This window comes from Streptomyces sp. WZ-12 (genome assembly GCF_028898845.1).
Classification (GTDB): Bacteria; Actinomycetota; Actinomycetes; order Streptomycetales; family Streptomycetaceae; genus Streptomyces.
Genome location: NZ_CP118574.1, coordinates 7113640 through 7133233 on the forward strand (window position 1 = coordinate 7113640; position 19594 = coordinate 7133233).

Sequence of the window (19594 nt, forward strand, 5' to 3'; positions counted from 1 at the left end):
TGCTCCCCTTCATTCTTAATTAGTGATGCCGTGTTCGCGCTCGTAAGATTTCACGAACGGCTCCAGGCTCAGATTGCGATCTTGAAGCTTCTTTTCCTCTTCACGGAGGGCCGTAAGTTGACTCTCTACCGCCTGTTTCTGCTCAGCCAGCCATGTCAGGCGTCGATTGTTCTCGCTCAGCTCCTTACATGAATTCTTGTAGCGTTCCTCACTCTTTCCATCGCGGAGTCGCTCGCTGTACTTCTCGATGTAGGAAGCGACCTCAGCCTCGACGAAATAAGGGACGGGATGGCCCCCGCCAGACTGACGCTTCTTTAGGCATACGGTCTTGAGGGACTTGCGCCAGTTGGAGAAAGTCTGGCGCGAGATCCCCGCACGCGAAACCACATCAGGGCCTGAGATCAGTTCGCCCCACTTGTCGCGAAAATCCGGCCGCAACCATTCGACGTCTTCGGCCATGTCGTACCTAGCCTCTTCCTGGGAAATAGTTCATTTCCCAGATTCTACTGGGCTCAGATGCAAGGACCGGGGCCTGGCAGACGTGGGCTGTACCAGGCTAGGGAGCCGGAACGTACACTCGCATAGCCGGCGGCACCCAACGCGACACCAGGCGCAGCAACTCCCGAGCAGCGAACAGCTTCGCCACCTCGCTCGCGCCGTCCAGGCTGACCTCCATCCGGCTCGCGGAGGTGAAGAAGAGCATCCGACGAGCCTGATTGATCAGCTCGATCACCGCCGGATAGTAGCCCCCCTCCTGGTACGCCAGCCGCGCGCTCACCGCAGCCTCCGCCAGGTAGAGCGAGACCATGCTGCTCATCCCGTACCGCTTCATGTTGTACACACTCTCGGAGCTGCTCTCGCCTTCCAAACGCCCCACGATGCCAGCCGCCTCGTCCTCCAGATCCTGAAGCTGACTCGGCAGTTGCTTGAGCGCGGCGCGCCAGCTATCGAACTGGTGGTAGGACTGTCGCGCGTCCTGGTACGCCTTCCAGACCACATTGCTGTGCCACTCCATCTCCAGCACGGCGGCCATCAGCGCGCCCTTCCGTGAGGGCCACGGGCCGGATGACATCTCCTTGAGCATCTCGGCCAACTGGTTGACGGTCAGGGCTGCTAGCCTCGGCTTCCGCTGGGCTTCCCGGCGCATGCGACGCGTCTCCTCATAGCTGCACACGTCTTTCCAAAGCATCTCGATCTCGGCGGCCTGAGCATCGAAGTGAGGCAGATCGACCTTCTCGACCAGCTCCTGGATTGCCTCCACCCGCTGGCGCAGCCACGGGTCCACCACGTCCATGTAGCTCTTCTCGGACATCTGCATCCTTGTCATAGTCGGAGCAGTGGCTCGGCCCTAACTTGAACCACCACCAAGCGAATTGAGCATGAGAACGTGACAGCGCGCATGAGCTGAAAGTCATTGAGCACTGAGCCTTTGCCAACCTCACTTTGAGCAGTTCAGGTGAAGCGTCAGCACTGCTTGAACGACGCCGGTGATGCGGGTGGTGCTGCAGCGGAGTTTGCGCAGGAGGCGCCACGTTTTGAGCGTGGCCATCGCCTGCTCTCCGAGAGCCCGAATGCGCGCATGTGCGACGTTAACAGCTTGCTGACCTGCGGAGAGGTTGTTGTGCCGGCCGCGGAAGGGCACCCGGACACTCCCGCCGGCGCCCTGGTATCCCTTGTCCGCCCAGCAGGCCAGGTCGGCATCAGACAGGGCGTTGATGATGCCGTGAGTGCGGGCGGCCTTGATGTCGTGGACGGCGCCGGGCAGGGCGGGCGATGCCCACAACAGTCGGCCGTGCGGGTCGGTGAGGACCTGCACGTTCATCCCGTGCTTGCGATGCTTGCCCGAATAGAAGGGTCGGTCGGCGGCGATCCGGTCGATCGGCAGCAGGGTCCCGTCCAAGATGACGAACGCCTTGCCCTGTGCCGCCTTCACCGCCGCCGCGAGCTCCGGCGCCAGGGCGGCCAGCAGTTCCACGGCTTCGGCGACATATCGGTAGACGGTGCTGAGACCAACCTTGAACCCGGCTGCGAGCTGCGCATACGTGTGCCCACAGCGCAGGTGCGCCAACACCAGCAGGGCCTGTCGGCCAGCGGGCAGCCGGCGCCAGCGCGTACCCCGCCCGGCCCGGTGTGCAGCCAGTTGAGCCGTCAGAAACCGCAGGTGGGAAGTGGACAGGTCGAGCGCGGACGGGTAGACAAGCACGCGAAGCTCCTGGAGCAGACGAGCGATCTTGGTCGTGAACTCGTCTACCAGGAGCTTCGTCATGTCACGCACCTGGGCCCCACCCCAACACCCCATCAAGCCCAGCAGGTTGGCAAAGGCTCACTGTCACGGGTGCATCAAGTGCTGAGAATCGAACGACAGGCAACGGAGCGCAGCGAGCTACCGTGCCCCAGCGCGCTTGCGGTCCTCAGGCCGATACACGCGGATCGGGTCAGGAATGGTGCGCCAAAGGGCCGTGCGGCCTTCTCTGGCCCGCGTCACGGTCATCACGGCGTCGGTCTCCGGCAGCATGCCCGAGCTGTACAACTGCTGAGCGATGAACCGCAGGGCATCCCGTCGCACGCCGGGCTGCACGACCACACCCCAGTCGTACTCAGCACGCCAGGCCCGCCACTTCTCCACCGGAACGTCCACGCTCCAGTGCATACGCACAATAATCCGGCCGTTGACCACCCGAGCGGCCCCAGTGCGCAGCCCGTAGAACCACGTCTCGGTCTCCTCTACCCCGGGAATGGTCTCCACGGCCGTCGACAGGTAGTACGTGAACTCGACGGGGCCCCTGTCAACCGCGCACTCGTAGGTGCTCACCCATGAGTCCAGGCCGACGGACCAGTGGGTGTACAGCCGCGCCCTCACAGGCGCTGCTTCTGAAGAGCTGCACCGAAACCGTAGATGACGCTGCTGAGTTGAACGACGTAGAGTGCCATACTGAGCCTCCAGTGCTCTGTGGAGTGACTGGCTGGCAGGGCGGCCCCGCTGATGTGACGAGACGTAGGGCCGCCCTGCGCACGCACTGATATCTACTTTTCGGATTGAGGCTCGTAGCCGGGGCCGCGCAGATCGAGCCGATGGATCATGTCGTTGGCTTCGTCGATGGCCTCCAACAGAGTGCTGCTCGCGTAATCGCCGAAGAAGTTGCCGTCCGGGGCGCCGCTGCTGTACAGGTACCAGCCGGTGGCTCCCTGCTCGACCGTGGACCTGCGGCGCTTCTCCAGCTCGTAGATCACACCAAACAGCCCGGCCTGGTACGTGCCCGTCGACTGGCGCTCCCAGCCGATACCACCCTCTCCTTCAATGAGCGTCTTGCCACCGGACTGGACCCGCTTAGCCATCCGCCAGCTCCAGGCTTGCCAGGGAGGCATACCGGGTAGCGAACTGCTGCGCCGTGCTGCCGGGATCCGACCGGTAGGAACCGTGGGCCCACTCGTACGGGATCCCTTCAGCCGGGATAGTGGCCACCACGAACTCCTCGGGACCGCGTTGGGCGAAGATCAGCCGACGGTCGGCAACGGGGTAGCACAGCTTGACTTCCCAGCCCTGGATCATCACCGGGTCCTTCACCACGGGAGCGTTGAATCCGGTAGGCGGGATGTAGAGCCGCAGCCCGTTGACGAGCTTGTCGGAGAAGGTGCCTCTGGCCTGCGGGATGATCCCCTCGATGCCAGGCGGGAAGTTCTCCGCATCCGCAGCGTCCGAAGCCGCCTTGTACGTCTTGAACAGAACACCCCCCGCGCGCTGGATGCGGGCTTGCTCCCCCTTGGTGGAGACCGAAACTTCCTCCACCGCCCTCTCGAACCCCAACCCGCCGGAGTGCTGGACCAGGGTGTACATCGTCGACATCGTCTCTCCCAGAGTTTTCGGGCATGAAAAGCCCGGCCTCCTACATCCACGTGTGTCTCGGGCCAGGCAGGTGTCGTACCTACAGCTCGCGCCACGACTGAGTGGCGGAGTCGAAGTAGTGGATCTCAGTGCAGCCCACATTGGGCTCGCCGAAGCCATCGAGCGGGGCGAAGTCGTCCTCGTTGCCCTCGTCGTCCTCCGAGGTGATGATCCGGCCCGTGTAGTTCAGGACCTGATCGGCGTCGTACATGCGGAAGGTGCGCCCCTCGCCCTTACGCAGCCGCGCCTCAATCTGGGGGGCGATGTTGCGCGGACCCATGGTGCCGGTCTCGTCGCGTCCCCCCGACGGTTCGTGCTCGATGTCAATGATCCAGCCGTACGACGCTGTACTGGCTTCCTCGGCCCCAATCTGGTGCGCTACTTCAGCTCCCGGCATGATCCTGCTCCGTCTCTCGGTCCGTGTCGCACTTCCTGCACAGGCAGAACACGGACGCGCTCATCAGCGTCTCCGGGCAAATCTCCTGGTAACAGATGTTCTCGTTGTCTTCACCGCAGTCTCGGCAGCGGTCCGAGTTGTCCCGCACGATCACGAAGCCCTGGTCGTCGTACCTACGCGGCACAGCAAGCACCGTCCATCCGCTTCACCCAGAACGCGATCTTCTGGAGGCCGGGTGGGCCGAACACCTCGCCGTCCCGACCGTTCTCTAGGAGGCGGTGCCAGATTGAGTCGTCACCGATGTCGTCCCGGTACCTCTCGACCTGGAGGACGAGGGCGCACCAGGCGCACGAGCACCCGACCCACTCCGAATCATTTCCGAAGTGGGCGCACTGCTCCGCAGACTCGTCGATGTAGTCCGTCAGCAGGTCCTCGAACGCCGAGACTGCCAAGACGTCGTCGTCAAGGCACTGCACATCTTCCGGGTTCGGCTCGAAGCCGACGGTGTTGAACCCGATGTGAAAGTGGTCGCCCATATCAACTCCTCTTCAGACGGTCGTGCTTGGGGCACCAGTCCAGCCCCTTGCCCTTGAGACTGGCGCAGTACCTTGTACCTGAGCCGTTGCCCTCCCACACCGGACTGCCGCACAAGGTGGAGTGATAGCCGGGCTCAGAAGGGACCGACGTGCCATTGGCATCGCACCAGGCGTGCCACTTGCCGAACATGTCAGGGGATGCCGTGTGGTGCTCGGCATCGCCTCCGCACTCGACGCAGTACTCGAACTCAAACAGCTCGGCCAGGAACTGCTCAGCGGTGCCCCCGTCAACGGTGAGCTGATTTGTAGTCACGCCCCCTCCTTCGCGTGGATGCCGTCACCGACACAAGCTGCGCACTCACATGCGTGCACGTCGTGCAACTCGCTCACCTTGTAGGCAGCCCTCAGTGCCCACTCGTTCGCCGTGCTCCACGTCAACTGGACCGAGACCATGTCGTCGGACCAGGCCCGCGTGACCCTGGCCTCGAACGCGTAGGGGCTTCGCACCGGCGTCAGGCAGCTCCTGCTTTCGGCGACCTGGTAGAAGGGCCGTACGCGCACAAGGCGTTGTTGCTCAGCCAGAGCATCAGCGGAATCGCCGACATGAGTTACCGGCTCCCCAATCGGCCGAACCTCTGGCCCCGTAAGGGCGTTGTACCGCGTGTAAGTCGTCTGCGACATGCGTTGTCCTCTCCCCAAAACGACGCGATGCCGACGAACACTATCCGTCGGCACTCGAAAATTCATCAACGGACCAACTAATTCAGTTGAGTTGATCCGCAACCTCACGAGATGAGCGCCCCAGGCCAGATTCGATCCGGCACCCTCACGGCATGCTCTGGGGCCACCAATTCACCGGTAGAACTTCACATCCCTGATGCGCAGCGCTTCGACACGATCGAGAAGGAACACAGGCAGCTTCGCCACACCCTCGATAGAGGCCCGTCGGAGTCGGTGCGTACCATCGATCAGCATGTAGCCCGGTTCCTCGCCCTCTTGGGAAAGGTCGGCGAAGATGAGTGGCACACTCAGATCAACCTGCGTGCGGGCGTACTGCTCATCGACCTCGCCGATCAGCAGTGGAATGCTGCTGCCTTGCAGAATCTCTTCCCGACTCTTATCCAGGCCGAGGGACCGTGCCCAGACGACGACATCGATCTCCTGAAGGCGATCTGGCCGTGGCTCAGTGCGAATGATCTCCAGAGCGGCATCAATGTCGTACACGAACGGCTCGAAGTGGAAGTACTGGCCCTTCCTCTGCTTCTGCTCCTGGTCGTCCTGCATGTCGTACCAACCTCCGATTCAGTTCGTCGCGTATCCGCGATATTCAGCGATGACCATTAAGCACTCGATGACTGTCTGGAGATCTCCGTATGCGCGAACACACGAACCGTCACAACGGGTGGCCTCGCCAATGCCCGAGCCTGACATCAGTGTGTCGTCATCGTCGTAGTGCCCCTCGCACTCATCCCCTGAGAATTCACGCAGCACTTTGCGTAGAGATTCGATAGATGCAGGCAAGTATTCCGCTACGAGTTCAGAGAGGTGGTGCGCAGTCGTCTGGTACTGACCACGCCCTTTGATCTCCAGAGTGATTGCGTCATTCATTGCCATGGCGTGCCTACCTCGAATTGGGGATGCCGTTGGGGTTCCAAAAGCATACGAGCTGACCGGAGTCAGGCTCGGTGATGAACACATCGGGGCTGTCTCTCATGAGGCGTTGCCCGAAAGCGGCGTAGTCGAAGTGCTCGCCTCCAACCTCATTGAAGCCGTCCCAATGATCCTCCGCCCAGTCTCGTGCGACTTCGTCGGCGGCGGCGTATATCCGCTGGAAAGCACGTTCCGCCGCATCGAGGTCGACGAATTCGAACAGGCCATTGCTCGACGGGATGTGTTCCGTCAGATAGGAGACGACGGCCGCGACCACGGTGGCGTCGTGTTGCTGACGGCCATACATGTCCACCAGGGAAATCTCCAGGCTGTTCTGGGGATCATCCCAGCCACACTGCTGCTGTTCCTTGAGCGCCTCTCGGATCTCGGATTCAGTGAACAACGATCCTCCTGCCAAAAAACGAAAATCCCGACCCAAGAAATGGATCGGGATAGAGAAGAGAGGAACAGGGATGCGGTCGTACCTACTCAGCCCTCACCGTTCAGCACTGCGTTCTTGAACTGCTCGAACTCCGGACCGAGGAAGGCCACCAGGTCGTCACGCCACCGCTTGGCTTCCTGGTACTTGTCATACGCGGTCAGCCCTTCCTCGAATCCGGCCGCGCCGCTGTCGCTGCCCATGTACTCACGGGCCCACTCTCGCCAGTCATCGTGACTGTCGATACCCAAAGCATCAGAGAGCGCCCACTCCAGGACCTCTGGCGCCGTGGGTGGCACCAACTCGTCACCGTTCTGACGGCGGCTGAGAGTGGGGGACTGCCCGAACCCACGGAAGAGGAGGGTGCGGGCGTTGAACCGACCGCCGTACAGACTCACCTCCGCCTCCAGCGTCAGGAGGCAATCGAAGACGTCGTAATCCTTTCCGCCGTCGGGTGCACCATCCACTGAGTGCGTGTAGACGGGCAGCACCTTGATCCCGTTAGCTTCGATCAATTCCTGCAACGTGCGCATGAGAAGTCCTCTCCTGGATCTAAAGAACTGGTCGTATCTGTGAGTGCCCCGCGCCGGATTCGAACCGGTCGCCTTCTCCTCACGGGGCTACCGAGTTCAGCATTGCCAGTCCGACGGCGGGAAACCGCCCTTCTTCAACCACTCGTCGAGACACTCGAAGGCTTCCTGCAACCGGCTCACCGCTTCGATCCTTCCGTCCTCGTCGTAGTCAGTATCCGCCTCGTAATCCTGCAATGCCTTCCGGATGTTCTTCAGCGCCTCATTGGGGTCCATTCGACTTGCCCCTATCAGTAGGTTCCGTGGAGGTATTTGACAGCGATACGTTTGGCTTCAGTGCGCGTTTCCGCTCCCACGTCGTTAAGCAAGAACTCGGCCGTGCCGACCGGCCTGTAGAAGGCGCCTGTGTTCGGGGACCAAATCAACCGCCCGTTGTCGTTGCTGAACTCGATCTTCCCAGCCTTCAGAATGCCCATCTTGCGTTCACGAACGATCAAAGACATGGCTCTCCTTCAGAACTCGCGACTGTAGGGGACCATGACTGTCCCGCACTCCGGGCAGAACACGTGGTGACTCCCGCACACGGCGTACGCGCCGCACGTCGGGTGTCCCTCGCCGGCGTCCTCTTCGTCGTGGCAGTCCTGGATCAGCCCGTCAGGGAACAGGTCTCGGAACGTGTGAAAGCTGCCGCCGTAGTCGACGATCTCCGAGCCCTGGACAGTCAGACTGTGCTCGTAGTTCTTCGGGCAGGCCAGCTCGTAGTAGTCGTATTCGTACCAGTACGCCCGATCCGTTGTGGGGTCGGTGTAGATCGTGTACGAGCCCGCACGGTGGTTGCTCACCTCCGCGACAGCGGCGTAGCAGGAGCCGTCGTGCTCGAAAGCGAGGACGGAAAGCTCCTGGTCCAGGTTGGTCTCCACGTTGGGCATGAAGACAGTCAGGACATCGTCACCGTTGTCCGGATCGATCTCAAGCGACTTGAGGAACGCGCGCAGCACGCTGTGCTCGTCCGCGTACTTATCGATCTCTTCCGCCACCGCGTCCTTGAAGTGCTCCCACCGCTCCGTCATCTCCTCGGCTTCGCCAGCGGTGCGTTGCTCAATCCACTTCGCGGAGTCGACGATGATGCAGTACCCGTCGTTCCACGCCCCGTTGGTCTTGTCTGTGTCGTCGATTCGGTTCATCGGGCCCAGGGGGGCGGGGTACGGTCCCGATACGTGCTTCTCATCCGGCTGAGCAACGATCGCGAAGCCCTTTTCATCCGTCATCGAAATACTGATCTGCATGATTCCCCTCCCGGGTAACCGCTCGGCCCTACTAAATCGTGGTGTCAGCGCTGCTCTCGACTGTCCCTGTTCTGCCAGAAGGCTTCGCTGGCGTATGCCTGGCGGTCATGGTCGTCGAGTTCGGTCACCCACTCGTCACACTCCCGCTTGAACTCCTCGTACGTGGAGATCGTGGGCGCACCCTTGCCGTAGTCGTAGACCCCGATCGTCGCGACGGCGGTGCTGTCGCCAAACTCCACGAACACGTCGATGTACGCGCCGTGGTGCCACACGAACCGCATCCCCGACGGGTGGATGTACCCCAGCTCTTGGTCCCACTGCCCGCTCGCGACAGCCTCCAGCGCCTCGTCGAACTCCGCCAAGACCTCGAAGGCCGGGTCCATCGGACCATCCTCGGAGCCGTCGGTGAACTCTGAGCGCTTGCTACGCATGTGGTCTGCGCACAGGTTCTTCTCGGACTCCTCGCGTTCGCCGTCAGATAGCCGAGTCCAGGCGAAGTAGACGCGGGCGACGGCCGGAGTCTCGTCGTCACAGAACTGGCAGAGCTTAATGACCATGGAGACCTACCTACTTGATGCGGCTGGTGATAGTGATCAGATCCTTGCGCTGGAACAGCACCTGGTACAGCTCGCCGATGCTGCCGACCGGCCAAAGATCAGGATAGGCGGATTCAAAGACCCGGAAGGTCGTGCGACCGTCAGGTTCCCACGTCTTGATCTGACCGGAAGTCACCACCCTTCCAGCGATCGTGTACGTAAAAGTGTGGTTGAGATAGTTCATCTCTGGCTCTCCCGTATCCAGCCGACGGACCCTACTGTCCGTGCGACTCGATTTGGGGGACGGACATACACTAATTCACGTCCCGGATTCTCATCCCTCCGGATCGAAATCCGGGCACGGTAGGCTCCGTGCAGGACTCCCGTCATTGCCTAGGTGAGCTGTTACCTCACCTACTAGCTGATAGGACGCGGGCCGCTCAGGTACCCGCTACTGGAATGAGCGCATGTCCGTCCAACCAAAGATTTTGGGTCTCGCATAACTGCGAGTTACCCGGCGCAAGTGGGTTGGTGCCCAAACAAGGTGCGTTGCAGAAAACTCCCGTAGTCCGCCTTGCGCTAATTGCTGCGTGTCCGTCCACCCGACTACCGCACCACCGGCTACTTAGGCCGCGTGGCTCAGTTCGCGGGGGTATAACACGTCTTATTTATCGTCGGCTGTCGTTACATTAGCCCCGTCTCCCATAGGTGCCCCGCTAGGCAGGGTGCCCCATGAGTCCATGTGGTTGTTTCCACCGACCGCACACCATCTTTGTCAGAGACAGTGTGACTCACCCCCTTTCGGCGCGGCTTCCCAGCGTTGCCTACTCGGTTTATCGAATCAAGGAACGAACCGTTCGTATTGCGACCACCGCACATGGTTCCGGCTCGGAAACCGGACCTGTCGGGAAACAGGGTGCAGCACGTCTATCGATCACAGGCTCTGGATTTACTCCACTGGGTTACTGACGAAAACCACCCGGCAAGCAGTTGATTACCTGCCGGCCCGTGCCGGACGAATCGGCCACGGGAGTAATCGGGGTCGGCCAGTGGGCTTTCAAGCCTCACGAGTCACCTACGACGGTTTTTGTTTGTGGTCGTGTCACGACTCCCTCATGCGCTCAAGGCGCAGAAGCCGCCTCCCGTTCACGTGGGGGAGCGCCGTTGTGGCCGGTCCCGCCGTTCCCGGTCGGTGTGGTTCCCACTCTACCAGATGATTTGACGTTGTCTAGCGACGTCAAGTCATCTGTTTGGGGTGCCATCCCTTGCGCCGCATGTTCAGGGGCTCCATGCCCCCTACTCGGTATGCAGTGCGAGGTAATGACTAGCTTCCCTGCCCGAGGTGTGCGCCCCGTGCTGTTCGGCGTAGCCACATCATTGCACATCGCTTGACGTTGCACAACAACGTCAAGGGTGGGGAGTGTGGTCGGTGGTGTCGGGAGTGGCTCTGCGCTGTGGTGCGACCGCATGGCCCGCAACGGCGGTGTGCCGGCGCGTATTGGCGCCCGTGTCCCTTGTCGCGGTAAGCGCTACGAGGCCCACACGCGCGCCCTGTGTGACTCTCCGGTCGTGGCGCCCGACTGGGGCGTCGGCGATTGGGGCGGGGCGGTTACGCGCCTTGCCGGAACCGTCGCTCGTGGGGCGCCTTGTGATGAGCGCGCGGAGTTGTCACGCAAGGAAAGGTGATGCCGTGTCAGTTTTTTTACTTGACGATGTGTCATATTGCGCTGCCATTGCGCCCCGTCGTCGCGCCGTTACAGCACCCCGCGATTGGTCTATCTTGGTACGCGCTTCAATGACTCTCCGCCATGGCTACCCTGCGTTCCCCGCAAGGTTTTTCGGGGGCGACGGGGAAACGCCCATACCCCTACTCCCATATAGGCAGAGAGAGGCGCTGAGGTGCTCCCGCGCTCTGGCTGCGCATGCCCCTCATTGTCTACGCTGTGTGCGTATCAACTCTCCGTGTTGCGTGATGGTCCGTTAGTCAGGGTGTGGCCCCACGGGGTGCCCTGAAATCTGATGCAGTATCAGAATGCCGCGAGCGACCTTTTGCACCTTTTGCCGCTCGCCTTTCGCCGGTACTTTCCGTGACCTTTTCTGTGGCGCTGTGTGCGGGTGCGTTCCACGCTGCGTATGCGGCAGCACGCACGACCCTTGACAGCTGCGAGCTTTCTTCTCTCGCGTCGGCGGGAACCTTGTCCAAACGCGCGTTTGGTCTGTGTGATACCTGGCGCAAGCGACATTCGCGGACATCTTGAAACGCGTGCCAATGATGCTGCGGCGTGTGATGTGTGCCACTCTCTTGCGAAAGGTCACCCAAAGTGACACCCCCCACCCTTAAACGTGCGCTTGTGAAAAGCGCCCCCTGGTGTCACTCTCGGCACGAGGCCCTGACGGTGAGGCAGTATCAGGCAATATGGGCGATGTCGCTTAGCGTGACGTCCGCTCAGGCCGGAAAACGGGCCCATTCTCACCATGTGCAGTCGAATCCTCGTCACCTGACGATCTATCAAGCTGATTGGGCGTCAGGTTGGCGCTGCGGTGTTCCCTCGTCGGCGACTGATCAGGTGCTGGGCATGCGAAAGCCCCTGGAGAAGGTCCTCACTCCAGGGGCTTCGGTGTCGCGGTGAGCTAGGCGTCGGCTTCCAGGGCGACGGGCTTCCGGCGGGCCTTGCGGATGAGCCAGCCGAACACGGGCAAGGTCAGTCCGATGAAGAGGAACATGATCGAGATGCCCGACAATGCGGGGCTCAGCTTCTCTTCGATCTTGAGGTCCCAGGGCGATCCCACCGTGTAGGCGATCAGGTAGCTCCCCTTCGAGATGGTGTAGGCGATGCCGAAGACGGCGGCGATGGCGGAGGAGCCATAGCCGCAGCTCGACCAGGGGCGGCCGGGCCAGTTGAGGAATGCGCTCTTGCCGCACATGAAGGCCAGCTCGGTGCACGTGAGGAACGTGTAGCCGAGGTATATGAGCAGGTAGATCCTGACTTCGGTGTCGCTGGCGTGTGCGGTGGTGAACTCGATGCCATCGTGGGCGTTGGCGCTGGACCAGAGCGGGATCATCGCGGCGAGGACGACGACGGCAACTGTGGCGCGCTGGTAGATGGCGGTGCGTAGATAGCTGGGGTCATACGCGATGTCGACCATCGTGACCTGGAGTGCGGCGCACCAGAGGATCGCGCAGATGTGGGCGATCAACTTCGCGATGTTGTCGATGCCGGTGATGTCCGAAGCGGCCTGGTGGACGGCCGGGATGGCGAAAGTGACGCCGATGGAGCAGATGCCGAAGGCCACGGTGATCGATCTGTTGGCCACAGTGGGCGACCGCCTGGCGCGTATGAGGCAGAGTGCGGTGACGATCGCGCCGAGGAGGGCAACGCTGCCGAAGATTGCGGCGTCCCAGGGTGTGGATGATGCCGTTGTTGTGGTGCTGTTCAAGAGCTCAGACGCCTTCCAGTGAGTCTGCCGCATATTCTGCGGCCTCCCTCATGGTCCGGCGGCGTCGGTGCCTGCGGTTAACGTCACCTGAGTCGGGGGTCTCGTCGACAGTGTCCGTGGAGACGTGGCGCTCCAGGCCGAGCTGCTCGCGTCGCTCTTGTAGATAGGTGAGGAGGTGGGCAACTTCGTTGGGCGGTAGGTCGCGTAGGTGTCTGACGATGTCGCGGGCCGTCGAGTCGCGGTTGAGGACGTCGAGGGCGATGTAGTCGTCCCAGCCGGGGAGCAGGAAGGCTGCGGGAGCATCGAGAACCGAGGCGAGTTGGTGGACGGTGTTGATGCTGGGGTTCTCGTCCTCGCCGCGTCGCAGCTTGGAGAGTTGGCCGACTGACCCTCCGCGCGTGTACCCGGGAAGCTGCTGGATGGCGCCGGAGAGGTCGCGATTTGAGGGCAGCTCGCCGTCTGGGCGGCGTCTCCTACGCAGGAGGTAGGCCAGCTTTGCAGCGAGGGTGGGCATGGGGCGGGTCCGTCTGCCGGGGATGTGGGGTGTCTTGCCCGGATTTGGCTGGTCCGGTCAGGGTGGAGCAGATAACGAGCGCACTGATCACTTTAGTTGACAGTAGGCATTCTGCGATACATGATCGTGATCGTCAGTAACAGACCAAGTGCGCCGTTTTCGGGTGCATGCTCGCCCGGCAGGGCAGGCGCGTGCGCACCATCAAGTGTTCGAATCTTGTTCGATATGGTGGGCGTGCAGCAGGACAACGTCTTTCGGGGGCGAGGGGGTAGGGATGCGTAATCTGCCGAACCAGTGGCGCGGCGGAAGGGGGGATGGGGCCGCCCTGGACGGCGAGGTCGGCCCTGCTCGTGTGGGACGGCAGAGGGGGAGTCGCTTGGGGGGAACCGTGGAGCTGGGTGCGGACTCGGTTGAAGCCAAGCTCCTGTACGCCTTCGGTGGGTTGGACGGGCTGCCGTTCGTGGTCAACCGGAACACTGGGGAAGTGCGTTACGTGGTGCCCTCTGACTGGGAACGCCGGCTGCTGCGGCAGATGGCCGATGAAGTTCGTGCATCGTCAGGAGTGCAGGAAGCGGCGTGACTGCCCAGCCGGCGCGTTCATCCTCTGACAGGGCGCCCATCTATGGCGTATGGGTTTGATCAAAAGAGCACTGCTCATGCATACCAACTAGTGCGCACCTGTTACAGTCGCCCGTGCAACCCTACGAGGGCGGTTGCGGGCGTGCCTGCAACCAGCTGCGAGGTGTAAACACGACTGCTGGGAGACGGTATGGGTGGGATCTGCGGGTACGAACTGCACGGCGAAGATCTGTGTGGTGCGCAGGTGAAGGGCCGCCCATACCCGGTCAGCCTCAATGGCGAGAACTACGAGGTCTGGCTGTGTGGGCAGCATGTTGCCCCCACCGAACGTTTCCTGAAGAAGCTCATCAAGGGCAACCAGGCGGCCCCCGATGGAGCCAAGAAAGTCTGGCGCGATGACACTGGCTTCCTGGCCACCTCGGATGACATCAAGTCGTGGCTGAAGCGGGCCTGGGAGAGCAACCCAAAGCTCTTCTTGGATGACGCTGAGAAGGAAGCCGTTCAAGCTCTCGTCGAGATGATGACCAGCGACCGACCGCAGCACCGCCAAGGGCGGATGCCTGACAAGTGCATCGCCGCCTGGCGACGGTTGCGCTCAACCGTCGATGACGCCGACGGTAGCTGGGAACAGCACACCGGTGACTTGGAAGACATGGCTGAGATCCGTGGCGTGCTGCGGTACGAACTCCAGCGGAATCCCGGTCAGTTCAGTGAGAAGGAGGCCGCGCTCGTCGGAAGGTTGCCCAAGGGGGCCAATCTTCCGCCGGAGGCATTGGTGCTCTACGGCAAGGTGATGGCCATGCACGAGGCGGCGCAAGCTAAGACCGGGTGAGCTGTCGCAGTATCAGGGACCCGTCCTGTAGGGGCGGGTCCTTTTTGCATGTCTAAACCGAACGGCAAGAGCAATGCTCTTGGAGTGCTCTTTGTTGGCTGTTAAGGTGATCCTCCAGGTGCTGATCAACAAGTGCACCGGACTTCATGGGGCGGTGTAGCAATCCCGTCCGTCCTAGCCAGGGGAGAGGAACACCATGCCCGCAGTCGCATACCCGGACGCGGACAAGGCCAAGGAGGACTGGCTGGAGTCACTGCGGGGACGCACCCGGACCGAGTACGAGCGGGATGTGCGGCGCTACTTCGAACACTGCGAACGGCGCGAGACCAACCCGCTCGATGCCCGGCAAATCGACGTCGACAGCTACGCGACCTGGTTGACCGAACATGGCGTCGGACCGGCCGCGTGGAACCGAGCTCGGGCCGCCGTAAAGAGCTTCTACAACTACGCAGCCCGCGAGACCGAACGCTGCCAGCGCAACCCTGCCGAAGGGACTCAGCGTGCGACGGTCTCGTCGAAGAAGTCGCTCGGCCTGACGAAGGAACAGGCGGAGGTGCTCCTGACGGAGGCGTACTACTCAGGCCCGCGTCTGTACGCCCTGGTGCTCCTTCTCCTGGAGACCGGTCTGCGCGTTAGCGAGGTGGTGGAAGCCGACGTCGCCGACCTCGGGACTGTGCTCAACCAGCCCGTGCTGACCACGATCGTCAAGGGTGAAGACACTCCCGTAGACACCCCCTTGAACCGCCGGGTGTACAGCGCGCTTCTGCGCACCGTGGACGGCCGTACGAGCGGCGCGCTGTTCGTTACGCGCACCGGGAAGAGACTCACTAGGCAGGGCGCTTACGACACCATCGTGCGCCTGGCGCGCCGCGCCTTCTCTCGCCACATGCACCCGCATGACCTGCGAGCGACGTTCATTACGCTCGCCTTGGAGATGGGCATCCCCCTCGACTTCGTCCAGGAAGCGGTGCATCACAAGGACCCCCGAACGACGAAGGACTACGACTCGCGTCGGCGCGCGCTGTCGTCCTCGCCGACGCATGCGCTGGGGGCCCACCTCGCCCACCCCGACAAGGACGAGGAAGCCGACCACGAGTCTGCGTTCGACGCAGCTGCGGCTTCACCGACTGCGAGGACTGCTGCCTCCTCGGTACTTCCGCCAGAGTTGGCCGAGGCCCGGGACCTCCTGGAGCGGATCTACCCGTTGCTCAAGATGCGCTTCGACGGTCAAGTCAAGGAAATTGTGGAGGAGTTGACTACATGAACTATTCGCAAGCTGACGTCGAGTACGTCGCCATGGCCATCGCCGAAACCGATGGCGTAGGTCACATGATGGACCACAACTGCACGAGCGGCTACGAGCTTCGGTTGACATACCAGCTCAAGGCGAAGCTCATCCTGGAAGAGATCTACCCGACGCTGCCTGGCGTGACGTACGCCCCAATGGCCATGGTCAGGGTGTTTTTACCGAGGTGTTTGGGAGCCACTGTTCCGGCGAGAAGTGGGGCCAGTGCAGTTCCGGTGAGTTTGGGAGCCGGGTGGTGTGATGGTGTGTGGCATGCCGCTGTTGGCGTAATGGGTGGCTTGGGCTGTTTGGCCGTTCACGCTGTGCTTGATGATCACGGTCGTGTCAGGAGACCCGTGTGTCCAGGTCGCGTGAGTGGCTGTTCGAGAAGATCCGCCAGGCCCAGCGGGAGCAGGGTCTGTCGGGGCGGGCGTTGGCCGTGCGGTTCAAGGTGTCGCGGAACACGGTGCGGAAGGCACTTGCGTCACCGGTGCCGCCGAAGCGGAAGAAGCCGCCGCCGCGGCCGAGCGTGCTGGAGCCGGTGAAGGGCTTCATCGACGCGATGCTGCGTGAAGACGTGAATGCTCCGTCCAAGCAGCGGCACACCATCGTGCGGATCATGGAGCGGTTGGCGGCTGAGCACGATTTCGAGCTGGCCCGGCACACCACGGTGTGGGAGTACGTGAAGAAGCGGCGGCCGGAGATCGCCCTGGAGATGGCCGAGGGGCGCCGGTTTCTGGAGGGGATGGTTCCGCAGGCCAAGCAGCCGGGCGAGGAGGCGGAGGTCGACTTCGCGGACGTGTGGCTGGACCTGGCCGGGCAGCGGCGCAAGTGCGTGCTGTTCACGCTGCGCATGTCCTACAGCGGGAAGGCGGTGCACCGGGTCTACGCGACGCCATCCCAGGAGGCGTTCTTGGAAGGCCATGTGGAGGCGTTCGAGGCCCTGGGCGGGGTGCCGACCGTCCACATCCGGTACGACAACCTCAAGCCGGCGGTTAAACAGGTGTTGTTCGGGCGGTCGCGGGCGGAGTCGGCGAGGTGGGCGGCGTTCAAGTCCTGGTACTCCTTCTCCGCGTTCTACTGCACCCCGGGCGAAGAGGGAGCCCATGAGAAGGGTGGGGTGGAGCATGAGGGCGGTAGGTTCCGCAGGAAGCACCTGGTCCCGCCGCCTGAGGTGGATTCACTGGCGGAGTTGAACGAGCGCCTGGCCGCGATCGACGCGGCGGAGGATGCCCGTCATGTCCACGGCCGTCCGACCTCGATCGGGTTCGATTTCGAGCAGGAGCGCGGGTTGCTGCGTCCGGTGCCGGGCGACGGCTACGACTGCGGGATCGACCTGACGCCGGTGGTCGCCCGCAACGGCCGGATCACGGTGCGGCAGTGCTACTACTCGGTGCCGGCGAAGTTCATCGGCTCCAAGGTGCGGGTGAAGCTGCGGGCCAACGAATTGTGGGTGTTCGATGGCCGTGAAGTCGTCGCTCGGCACCCGAGGCTGACGCGCCGTTACACCTACCACGACATCCTTGACCACTACCTGGAGATCCTGCTGGTCAAGCCCGGCGCGTTCGCTGGGGCCTCCGCTCTTGCGCAGGCACGTGCGGAGGGCGGCTTTACCAAGGTCCACGAGGCGTTCTGGGCCGCGGCGAAGAAGAAGGCCGGGGACCGCGAAGGCACCCGGATGCTGATCGAGGTCCTGCTCCTGCACCGGCAACTTCCCGCCGATGCCCTGGTCACCGCGATGGAGACCTGCTTGCGGGTCGGCTCGGTCTCCACCGACCTGGTCGCGATCGAGGCCCGCAAGGCGATGGAAGGCACCGACGCCGAGGACGCCGAGTTCTCCTCGGCCCCTCCCGAGGGCGACGAGGCTGGCGAGCCGGTCGCGGATGCCGGGGGCGCCCGGGTGATCTCGCTGCATGCCCGTCGGCTGCCGCCGGACCCACGCACGTCGCTGCCTGACATGAGCAAGTACGACCGGCTGCTGACACCGGTGGCGAAAACCCGTCAGGCCACCACGAGGAAAGGACATGGGGCATGACCGCGATTGCGGAGCCGATCACCGACGCGGGAAAGGTGCCGCCGCGGCGGATGTCGCTGCCCGGGGACCCGGAAGACGTGCTGATCGACGAGGCATGCCGGGACCTGAGACTCCCTGCGTTCCGCGAGCGGTTCGTCGAACTGGCTGCCACCGCGCGGCGTGAGCAGGCCACCTACAAGCAGTTCCTGCTGGAGTTGCTGCAGGTCGAGCTCGCTGACCGTGAGGTTCGCCGCCAGCAGCGGCTGGTCCGCTCCGCGAGGTTCCCCCGGCCCAAGCGGCTGGAAGACTTCGACTTCTCCAAGAATCCGAACGTCACCCCGGAGGTCGTGGCGGACCTGAAGTCGCCGGCCTGGGTCCGTGAGGGACGCCCTCTGGTGCTGATCGGCGACTCCGGCACCGGCAAGTCCCACTTGCTGATCGGGGTCGGCACCGCGATCGCCGAAGCCGGCCTCTCGGTCCGCTACACCACCACCTCCGCGCTGGTCAACGAGCTTGCCGAGGCCGATGCTGGCCGCCGCCTGTCCTCGGTGATCGCCCGCTACAGCAAGGTCGACCTTCTGTGCCTGGACGAGTTCGGATACCTCAACCTGGACCGGAAGGGTGCGAAGCTGCTGTTCCAGATTTTCACGGAGCGGGAGGAGCGGAAGGCCACCGCGGTTGCCACAAACTCCCCGTTCGCCGAGTGGGACAAGACCTTCGGCGACGCTCGCCTCTGCGCGGCCATCGCCGATCGGATCACCTTCCGCTGCACGCTCATCCAAACCGGCACCGAGTCCTACCGTTTCCAAGCCACCGCGTCTGAACGCGCCAACGCCTCTGGACGGTGAGCGAACGACGCGGAGGGTCAGATCGGCCCGTAGATGGCGGCGCGGGCACCAGTCATGAGCGCCCAGTAGCGATCTCCATAAGACCAATGCCACCATTCGCTGGGATAGTTCACGAAGCCCTCTTCACGCAGGCACTGGGCCAAGAGGCTGCGATTATCCCGTGCGGCCTGCGACAGCCCCGGAGCGTCAAGTGGGCATGTCCTTTCATCGCCCGTGCGGTGTCCGTTCACCGGACCGCCCATATCCAGCTCGACGCCATCGGCGTCGATGAGCGTCAGATCGATGGCGGAGCCGGCACAGTGCGGGGCCACCTCGACCGGAGAGACGAACGCGCTGGCCCGGCGCCGACGCTCGGCCGAGTCCGTGATCCCCGAAAGGCGCAAACGTTCCTCATACAGCGCGAACCGACGTCCTTGTTCAGCCAGGCTGCGATGGCCCTCGATGACGAGGAACCTGATGCCCGCAGGGAGCTTCTCGGACGCTGAGCGCAAGCGGTCGAGCACCCCGGCCCTGACCCGCCCACACTCCCCAGCCTCGTCCCGTTCCCGTGGGTCCAGCGTCACAGCCGGAACGGTCGCGATCTCTACCAGGGGTTCGCCACAATCGAACACAGGGATGTTGATCACCCGAGGATCGCTCAGCAAGACCATGAGCCGTCAGCCTAACGCCTCGAACTCAGCAACCGTTCGGACAAACAGAACCGGGCCCCACAGACCACGTCTGTCAGGGACGTAATCCGGAGGACCCGGACCGCCAAGCTATCCGCGCGGTCTCTGCCGCGATCCGGGACACTCCGCACCACACCGGGCATCACCCGATAGGTGGCT

28 protein-coding genes are annotated in these 19594 nt (G+C 62.9%); 6 read left to right on the plus strand and 22 right to left on the minus strand.

What is annotated here, in order from left to right:
* Positions 1-15 precede the first annotated feature (15 nt).
* From PV796_RS30855 to PV796_RS30950, 20 genes are all read right to left on the minus strand, one after another.
* Positions 16-459: a hypothetical protein gene (locus PV796_RS30855; protein WP_274916829.1), complete on the minus strand. Its 444-nt coding sequence runs from the start codon at positions 457-459 to the stop codon at positions 16-18.
* A 97-nt stretch (positions 460-556) separates the two neighbouring features.
* Positions 557-1312, minus strand: a complete 756-nt coding sequence (locus PV796_RS30860) for a hypothetical protein (RefSeq protein ID WP_274916830.1) — start codon at positions 1310-1312, stop codon at positions 557-559.
* 126 nt (positions 1313-1438) lie between these two features.
* Positions 1439-2203, minus strand: coding sequence for an IS5 family transposase (locus PV796_RS30865; RefSeq protein ID WP_274918887.1), 765 nt, complete (start codon positions 2201-2203; stop codon positions 1439-1441).
* A gap of 180 nt (positions 2204-2383) precedes the next feature.
* On the minus strand, positions 2384-2812 hold the full coding sequence (locus PV796_RS30870; protein ID WP_274916831.1) for a hypothetical protein: 429 nt from the start codon (positions 2810-2812) through the stop codon (positions 2384-2386).
* Positions 2813-3024: 212 nt separating this feature from the next.
* Positions 3025-3336, minus strand: coding sequence for a hypothetical protein (locus PV796_RS30875; RefSeq protein ID WP_274916832.1), 312 nt, complete (start codon positions 3334-3336; stop codon positions 3025-3027).
* Positions 3329-3835, minus strand: coding sequence for a hypothetical protein (locus tag PV796_RS30880; protein ID WP_274916833.1), 507 nt, complete (start codon positions 3833-3835; stop codon positions 3329-3331). The genes PV796_RS30875 and PV796_RS30880 overlap by 8 nt, the downstream gene beginning before the upstream one ends.
* Before the next feature lie 88 nt (positions 3836-3923).
* Positions 3924-4280, minus strand: coding sequence for a hypothetical protein (locus PV796_RS30885; protein WP_274916835.1), 357 nt, complete (start codon positions 4278-4280; stop codon positions 3924-3926).
* Between the two features lie 173 nt (positions 4281-4453).
* Positions 4454-4816, minus strand: coding sequence for a hypothetical protein (locus PV796_RS30890; RefSeq protein ID WP_274916836.1), 363 nt, complete (start codon positions 4814-4816; stop codon positions 4454-4456).
* 1 nt (position 4817) lies between these two features.
* On the minus strand, positions 4818-5129 hold the full coding sequence (locus tag PV796_RS30895) for a hypothetical protein (protein WP_274916837.1): 312 nt from the start codon (positions 5127-5129) through the stop codon (positions 4818-4820).
* The gene (locus PV796_RS30900) at positions 5126-5377 is read right to left on the minus strand and encodes a hypothetical protein (protein ID WP_274916838.1); all 252 of its coding nucleotides are present in this window, start codon (positions 5375-5377) and stop codon (positions 5126-5128) included. Before PV796_RS30900 ends, PV796_RS30895 begins: the two co-directional genes overlap by 4 nt.
* 291 nt (positions 5378-5668) lie before the next feature.
* Complete coding sequence (locus tag PV796_RS30905; RefSeq protein ID WP_274916840.1) at positions 5669-6100, minus strand: hypothetical protein; 432 nt, start codon at positions 6098-6100, stop codon at positions 5669-5671.
* Between the two features lie 18 nt (positions 6101-6118).
* Complete coding sequence (locus PV796_RS30910; protein WP_274916841.1) at positions 6119-6430, minus strand: hypothetical protein; 312 nt, start codon at positions 6428-6430, stop codon at positions 6119-6121.
* 7 nt (positions 6431-6437) lie between these two features.
* Positions 6438-6869, minus strand: coding sequence for a hypothetical protein (locus tag PV796_RS30915; protein WP_274916842.1), 432 nt, complete (start codon positions 6867-6869; stop codon positions 6438-6440).
* An 86-nt stretch (positions 6870-6955) separates the two neighbouring features.
* A complete protein-coding gene (locus PV796_RS30920; RefSeq protein WP_274916843.1) occupies positions 6956-7438 on the minus strand; it encodes a hypothetical protein in 483 nt (160 codons plus the stop codon).
* Positions 7439-7534: 96 nt separating this feature from the next.
* On the minus strand, positions 7535-7711 hold the full coding sequence (locus PV796_RS30925; RefSeq protein WP_274916844.1) for a hypothetical protein: 177 nt from the start codon (positions 7709-7711) through the stop codon (positions 7535-7537).
* 14 nt (positions 7712-7725) lie between these two features.
* Positions 7726-7938: a hypothetical protein gene (locus PV796_RS30930; RefSeq protein WP_274916845.1), complete on the minus strand. Its 213-nt coding sequence runs from the start codon at positions 7936-7938 to the stop codon at positions 7726-7728.
* A gap of 9 nt (positions 7939-7947) precedes the next feature.
* Entirely contained in the window at positions 7948-8721 is a 774-nt protein-coding gene (locus tag PV796_RS30935; RefSeq protein ID WP_274916846.1) for a hypothetical protein, read from the minus strand.
* Positions 8722-8765: 44 nt separating this feature from the next.
* Complete coding sequence (locus tag PV796_RS30940) at positions 8766-9278, minus strand: hypothetical protein (RefSeq protein WP_274916848.1); 513 nt, start codon at positions 9276-9278, stop codon at positions 8766-8768.
* A 10-nt stretch (positions 9279-9288) separates the two neighbouring features.
* Positions 9289-9501 carry a hypothetical protein gene (locus tag PV796_RS30945; protein WP_274916849.1) on the minus strand — a complete coding sequence of 71 codons (213 nt, stop codon included), beginning with the start codon at positions 9499-9501 and terminating at the stop codon, positions 9289-9291.
* Positions 9502-11888: 2387 nt separating this feature from the next.
* Positions 11889-12455 (minus strand): hypothetical protein, encoded by a 567-nt coding sequence (locus PV796_RS30950; RefSeq protein ID WP_274916851.1) that lies wholly within the window; start codon positions 12453-12455, stop codon positions 11889-11891.
* Here PV796_RS30950 and PV796_RS30955 point away from each other — a divergent pair.
* The gene (locus PV796_RS30955; protein WP_274916852.1) at positions 12442-12717 is read left to right on the plus strand and encodes a hypothetical protein; all 276 of its coding nucleotides are present in this window, start codon (positions 12442-12444) and stop codon (positions 12715-12717) included. The genes PV796_RS30950 and PV796_RS30955 overlap by 14 nt on opposite strands.
* Here the strand turns inward: PV796_RS30955 and PV796_RS30960 are convergent.
* A complete protein-coding gene (locus PV796_RS30960) occupies positions 12700-13209 on the minus strand; it encodes a hypothetical protein (RefSeq protein ID WP_274916853.1) in 510 nt (169 codons plus the stop codon). The two genes, PV796_RS30955 and PV796_RS30960, sit on opposite strands and share 18 nt — an antisense overlap.
* A gap of 388 nt (positions 13210-13597) precedes the next feature.
* Here PV796_RS30960 and PV796_RS30965 point away from each other — a divergent pair, with 388 nt between their 5' ends.
* From PV796_RS30965 to istB, 5 genes are all read left to right on the plus strand, one after another.
* Positions 13598-13789 carry a hypothetical protein gene (locus PV796_RS30965; protein ID WP_274916855.1) on the plus strand — a complete coding sequence of 64 codons (192 nt, stop codon included), beginning with the start codon at positions 13598-13600 and terminating at the stop codon, positions 13787-13789.
* A gap of 189 nt (positions 13790-13978) precedes the next feature.
* Positions 13979-14620, plus strand: coding sequence for a hypothetical protein (locus PV796_RS30970; protein WP_274916856.1), 642 nt, complete (start codon positions 13979-13981; stop codon positions 14618-14620).
* A 196-nt stretch (positions 14621-14816) separates the two neighbouring features.
* Entirely contained in the window at positions 14817-15884 is a 1068-nt protein-coding gene (locus PV796_RS30975; protein WP_274916858.1) for a tyrosine-type recombinase/integrase, read from the plus strand.
* A gap of 379 nt (positions 15885-16263) precedes the next feature.
* On the plus strand, positions 16264-17940 hold the full coding sequence (gene istA, locus PV796_RS30980; RefSeq protein WP_446750638.1) for an IS21 family transposase: 1677 nt from the start codon (positions 16264-16266) through the stop codon (positions 17938-17940).
* Entirely contained in the window at positions 17937-18767 is an 831-nt protein-coding gene (gene istB, locus PV796_RS30985; protein ID WP_342456935.1) for an IS21-like element helper ATPase IstB, read from the plus strand. The genes istA and istB overlap by 4 nt, the downstream gene beginning before the upstream one ends.
* Positions 18768-18784: 17 nt before the next feature.
* Here the strand turns inward: istB and PV796_RS30990 are convergent, their stop codons facing one another.
* Positions 18785-19417 (minus strand): M15 family metallopeptidase, encoded by a 633-nt coding sequence (locus tag PV796_RS30990; protein WP_274916859.1) that lies wholly within the window; start codon positions 19415-19417, stop codon positions 18785-18787.
* Positions 19418-19594: the final 177 nt, after the last annotated feature.

What these genes read in the sequence shown, in the direction of transcription:
- PV796_RS30855 (WP_274916829.1), bottom strand. Translation starts at nt 459, where the DNA reads ATGGCCGAAGACGTCGAATGGTTGCGGCCGGATTTTCGCGACAAGTGG.
- PV796_RS30860 (WP_274916830.1), bottom strand. Translation starts at nt 1,312, where the DNA reads ATGTCCGAGAAGAGCTACATGGACGTGGTGGACCCGTGGCTGCGCCAG.
- PV796_RS30875 (WP_274916832.1), bottom strand. Translation starts at nt 3,336, where the DNA reads ATGGCTAAGCGGGTCCAGTCCGGTGGCAAGACGCTCATTGAAGGAGAG.
- PV796_RS30880 (WP_274916833.1), bottom strand. Translation starts at nt 3,835, where the DNA reads ATGTACACCCTGGTCCAGCACTCCGGCGGGTTGGGGTTCGAGAGGGCG.
- PV796_RS30885 (WP_274916835.1), bottom strand. Translation starts at nt 4,280, where the DNA reads ATGCCGGGAGCTGAAGTAGCGCACCAGATTGGGGCCGAGGAAGCCAGT.
- PV796_RS30890 (WP_274916836.1), bottom strand. Translation starts at nt 4,816, where the DNA reads ATGGGCGACCACTTTCACATCGGGTTCAACACCGTCGGCTTCGAGCCG.
- PV796_RS30905 (WP_274916840.1), bottom strand. Translation starts at nt 6,100, where the DNA reads ATGCAGGACGACCAGGAGCAGAAGCAGAGGAAGGGCCAGTACTTCCAC.
- PV796_RS30910 (WP_274916841.1), bottom strand. Translation starts at nt 6,430, where the DNA reads ATGGCAATGAATGACGCAATCACTCTGGAGATCAAAGGGCGTGGTCAG.
- PV796_RS30920 (WP_274916843.1), bottom strand. Translation starts at nt 7,438, where the DNA reads ATGCGCACGTTGCAGGAATTGATCGAAGCTAACGGGATCAAGGTGCTG.
- PV796_RS30925 (WP_274916844.1), bottom strand. Translation starts at nt 7,711, where the DNA reads ATGGACCCCAATGAGGCGCTGAAGAACATCCGGAAGGCATTGCAGGAT.
- PV796_RS30930 (WP_274916845.1), bottom strand. Translation starts at nt 7,938, where the DNA reads ATGTCTTTGATCGTTCGTGAACGCAAGATGGGCATTCTGAAGGCTGGG.
- PV796_RS30935 (WP_274916846.1), bottom strand. Translation starts at nt 8,721, where the DNA reads ATGCAGATCAGTATTTCGATGACGGATGAAAAGGGCTTCGCGATCGTT.
- PV796_RS30940 (WP_274916848.1), bottom strand. Translation starts at nt 9,278, where the DNA reads ATGGTCATTAAGCTCTGCCAGTTCTGTGACGACGAGACTCCGGCCGTC.
- PV796_RS30945 (WP_274916849.1), bottom strand. Translation starts at nt 9,501, where the DNA reads ATGAACTATCTCAACCACACTTTTACGTACACGATCGCTGGAAGGGTG.
- PV796_RS30955 (WP_274916852.1), top strand. Translation starts at nt 12,442, where the DNA reads ATGTGGGCGATCAACTTCGCGATGTTGTCGATGCCGGTGATGTCCGAA.
- PV796_RS30960 (WP_274916853.1), bottom strand. Translation starts at nt 13,209, where the DNA reads ATGCCCACCCTCGCTGCAAAGCTGGCCTACCTCCTGCGTAGGAGACGC.
- PV796_RS30970 (WP_274916856.1), top strand. Translation starts at nt 13,979, where the DNA reads ATGGGTGGGATCTGCGGGTACGAACTGCACGGCGAAGATCTGTGTGGT.
- PV796_RS30975 (WP_274916858.1), top strand. Translation starts at nt 14,817, where the DNA reads ATGCCCGCAGTCGCATACCCGGACGCGGACAAGGCCAAGGAGGACTGG.
- istB (WP_342456935.1), top strand. Translation starts at nt 17,937, where the DNA reads ATGACCGCGATTGCGGAGCCGATCACCGACGCGGGAAAGGTGCCGCCG.
- PV796_RS30990 (WP_274916859.1), bottom strand. Translation starts at nt 19,417, where the DNA reads ATGGTCTTGCTGAGCGATCCTCGGGTGATCAACATCCCTGTGTTCGAT.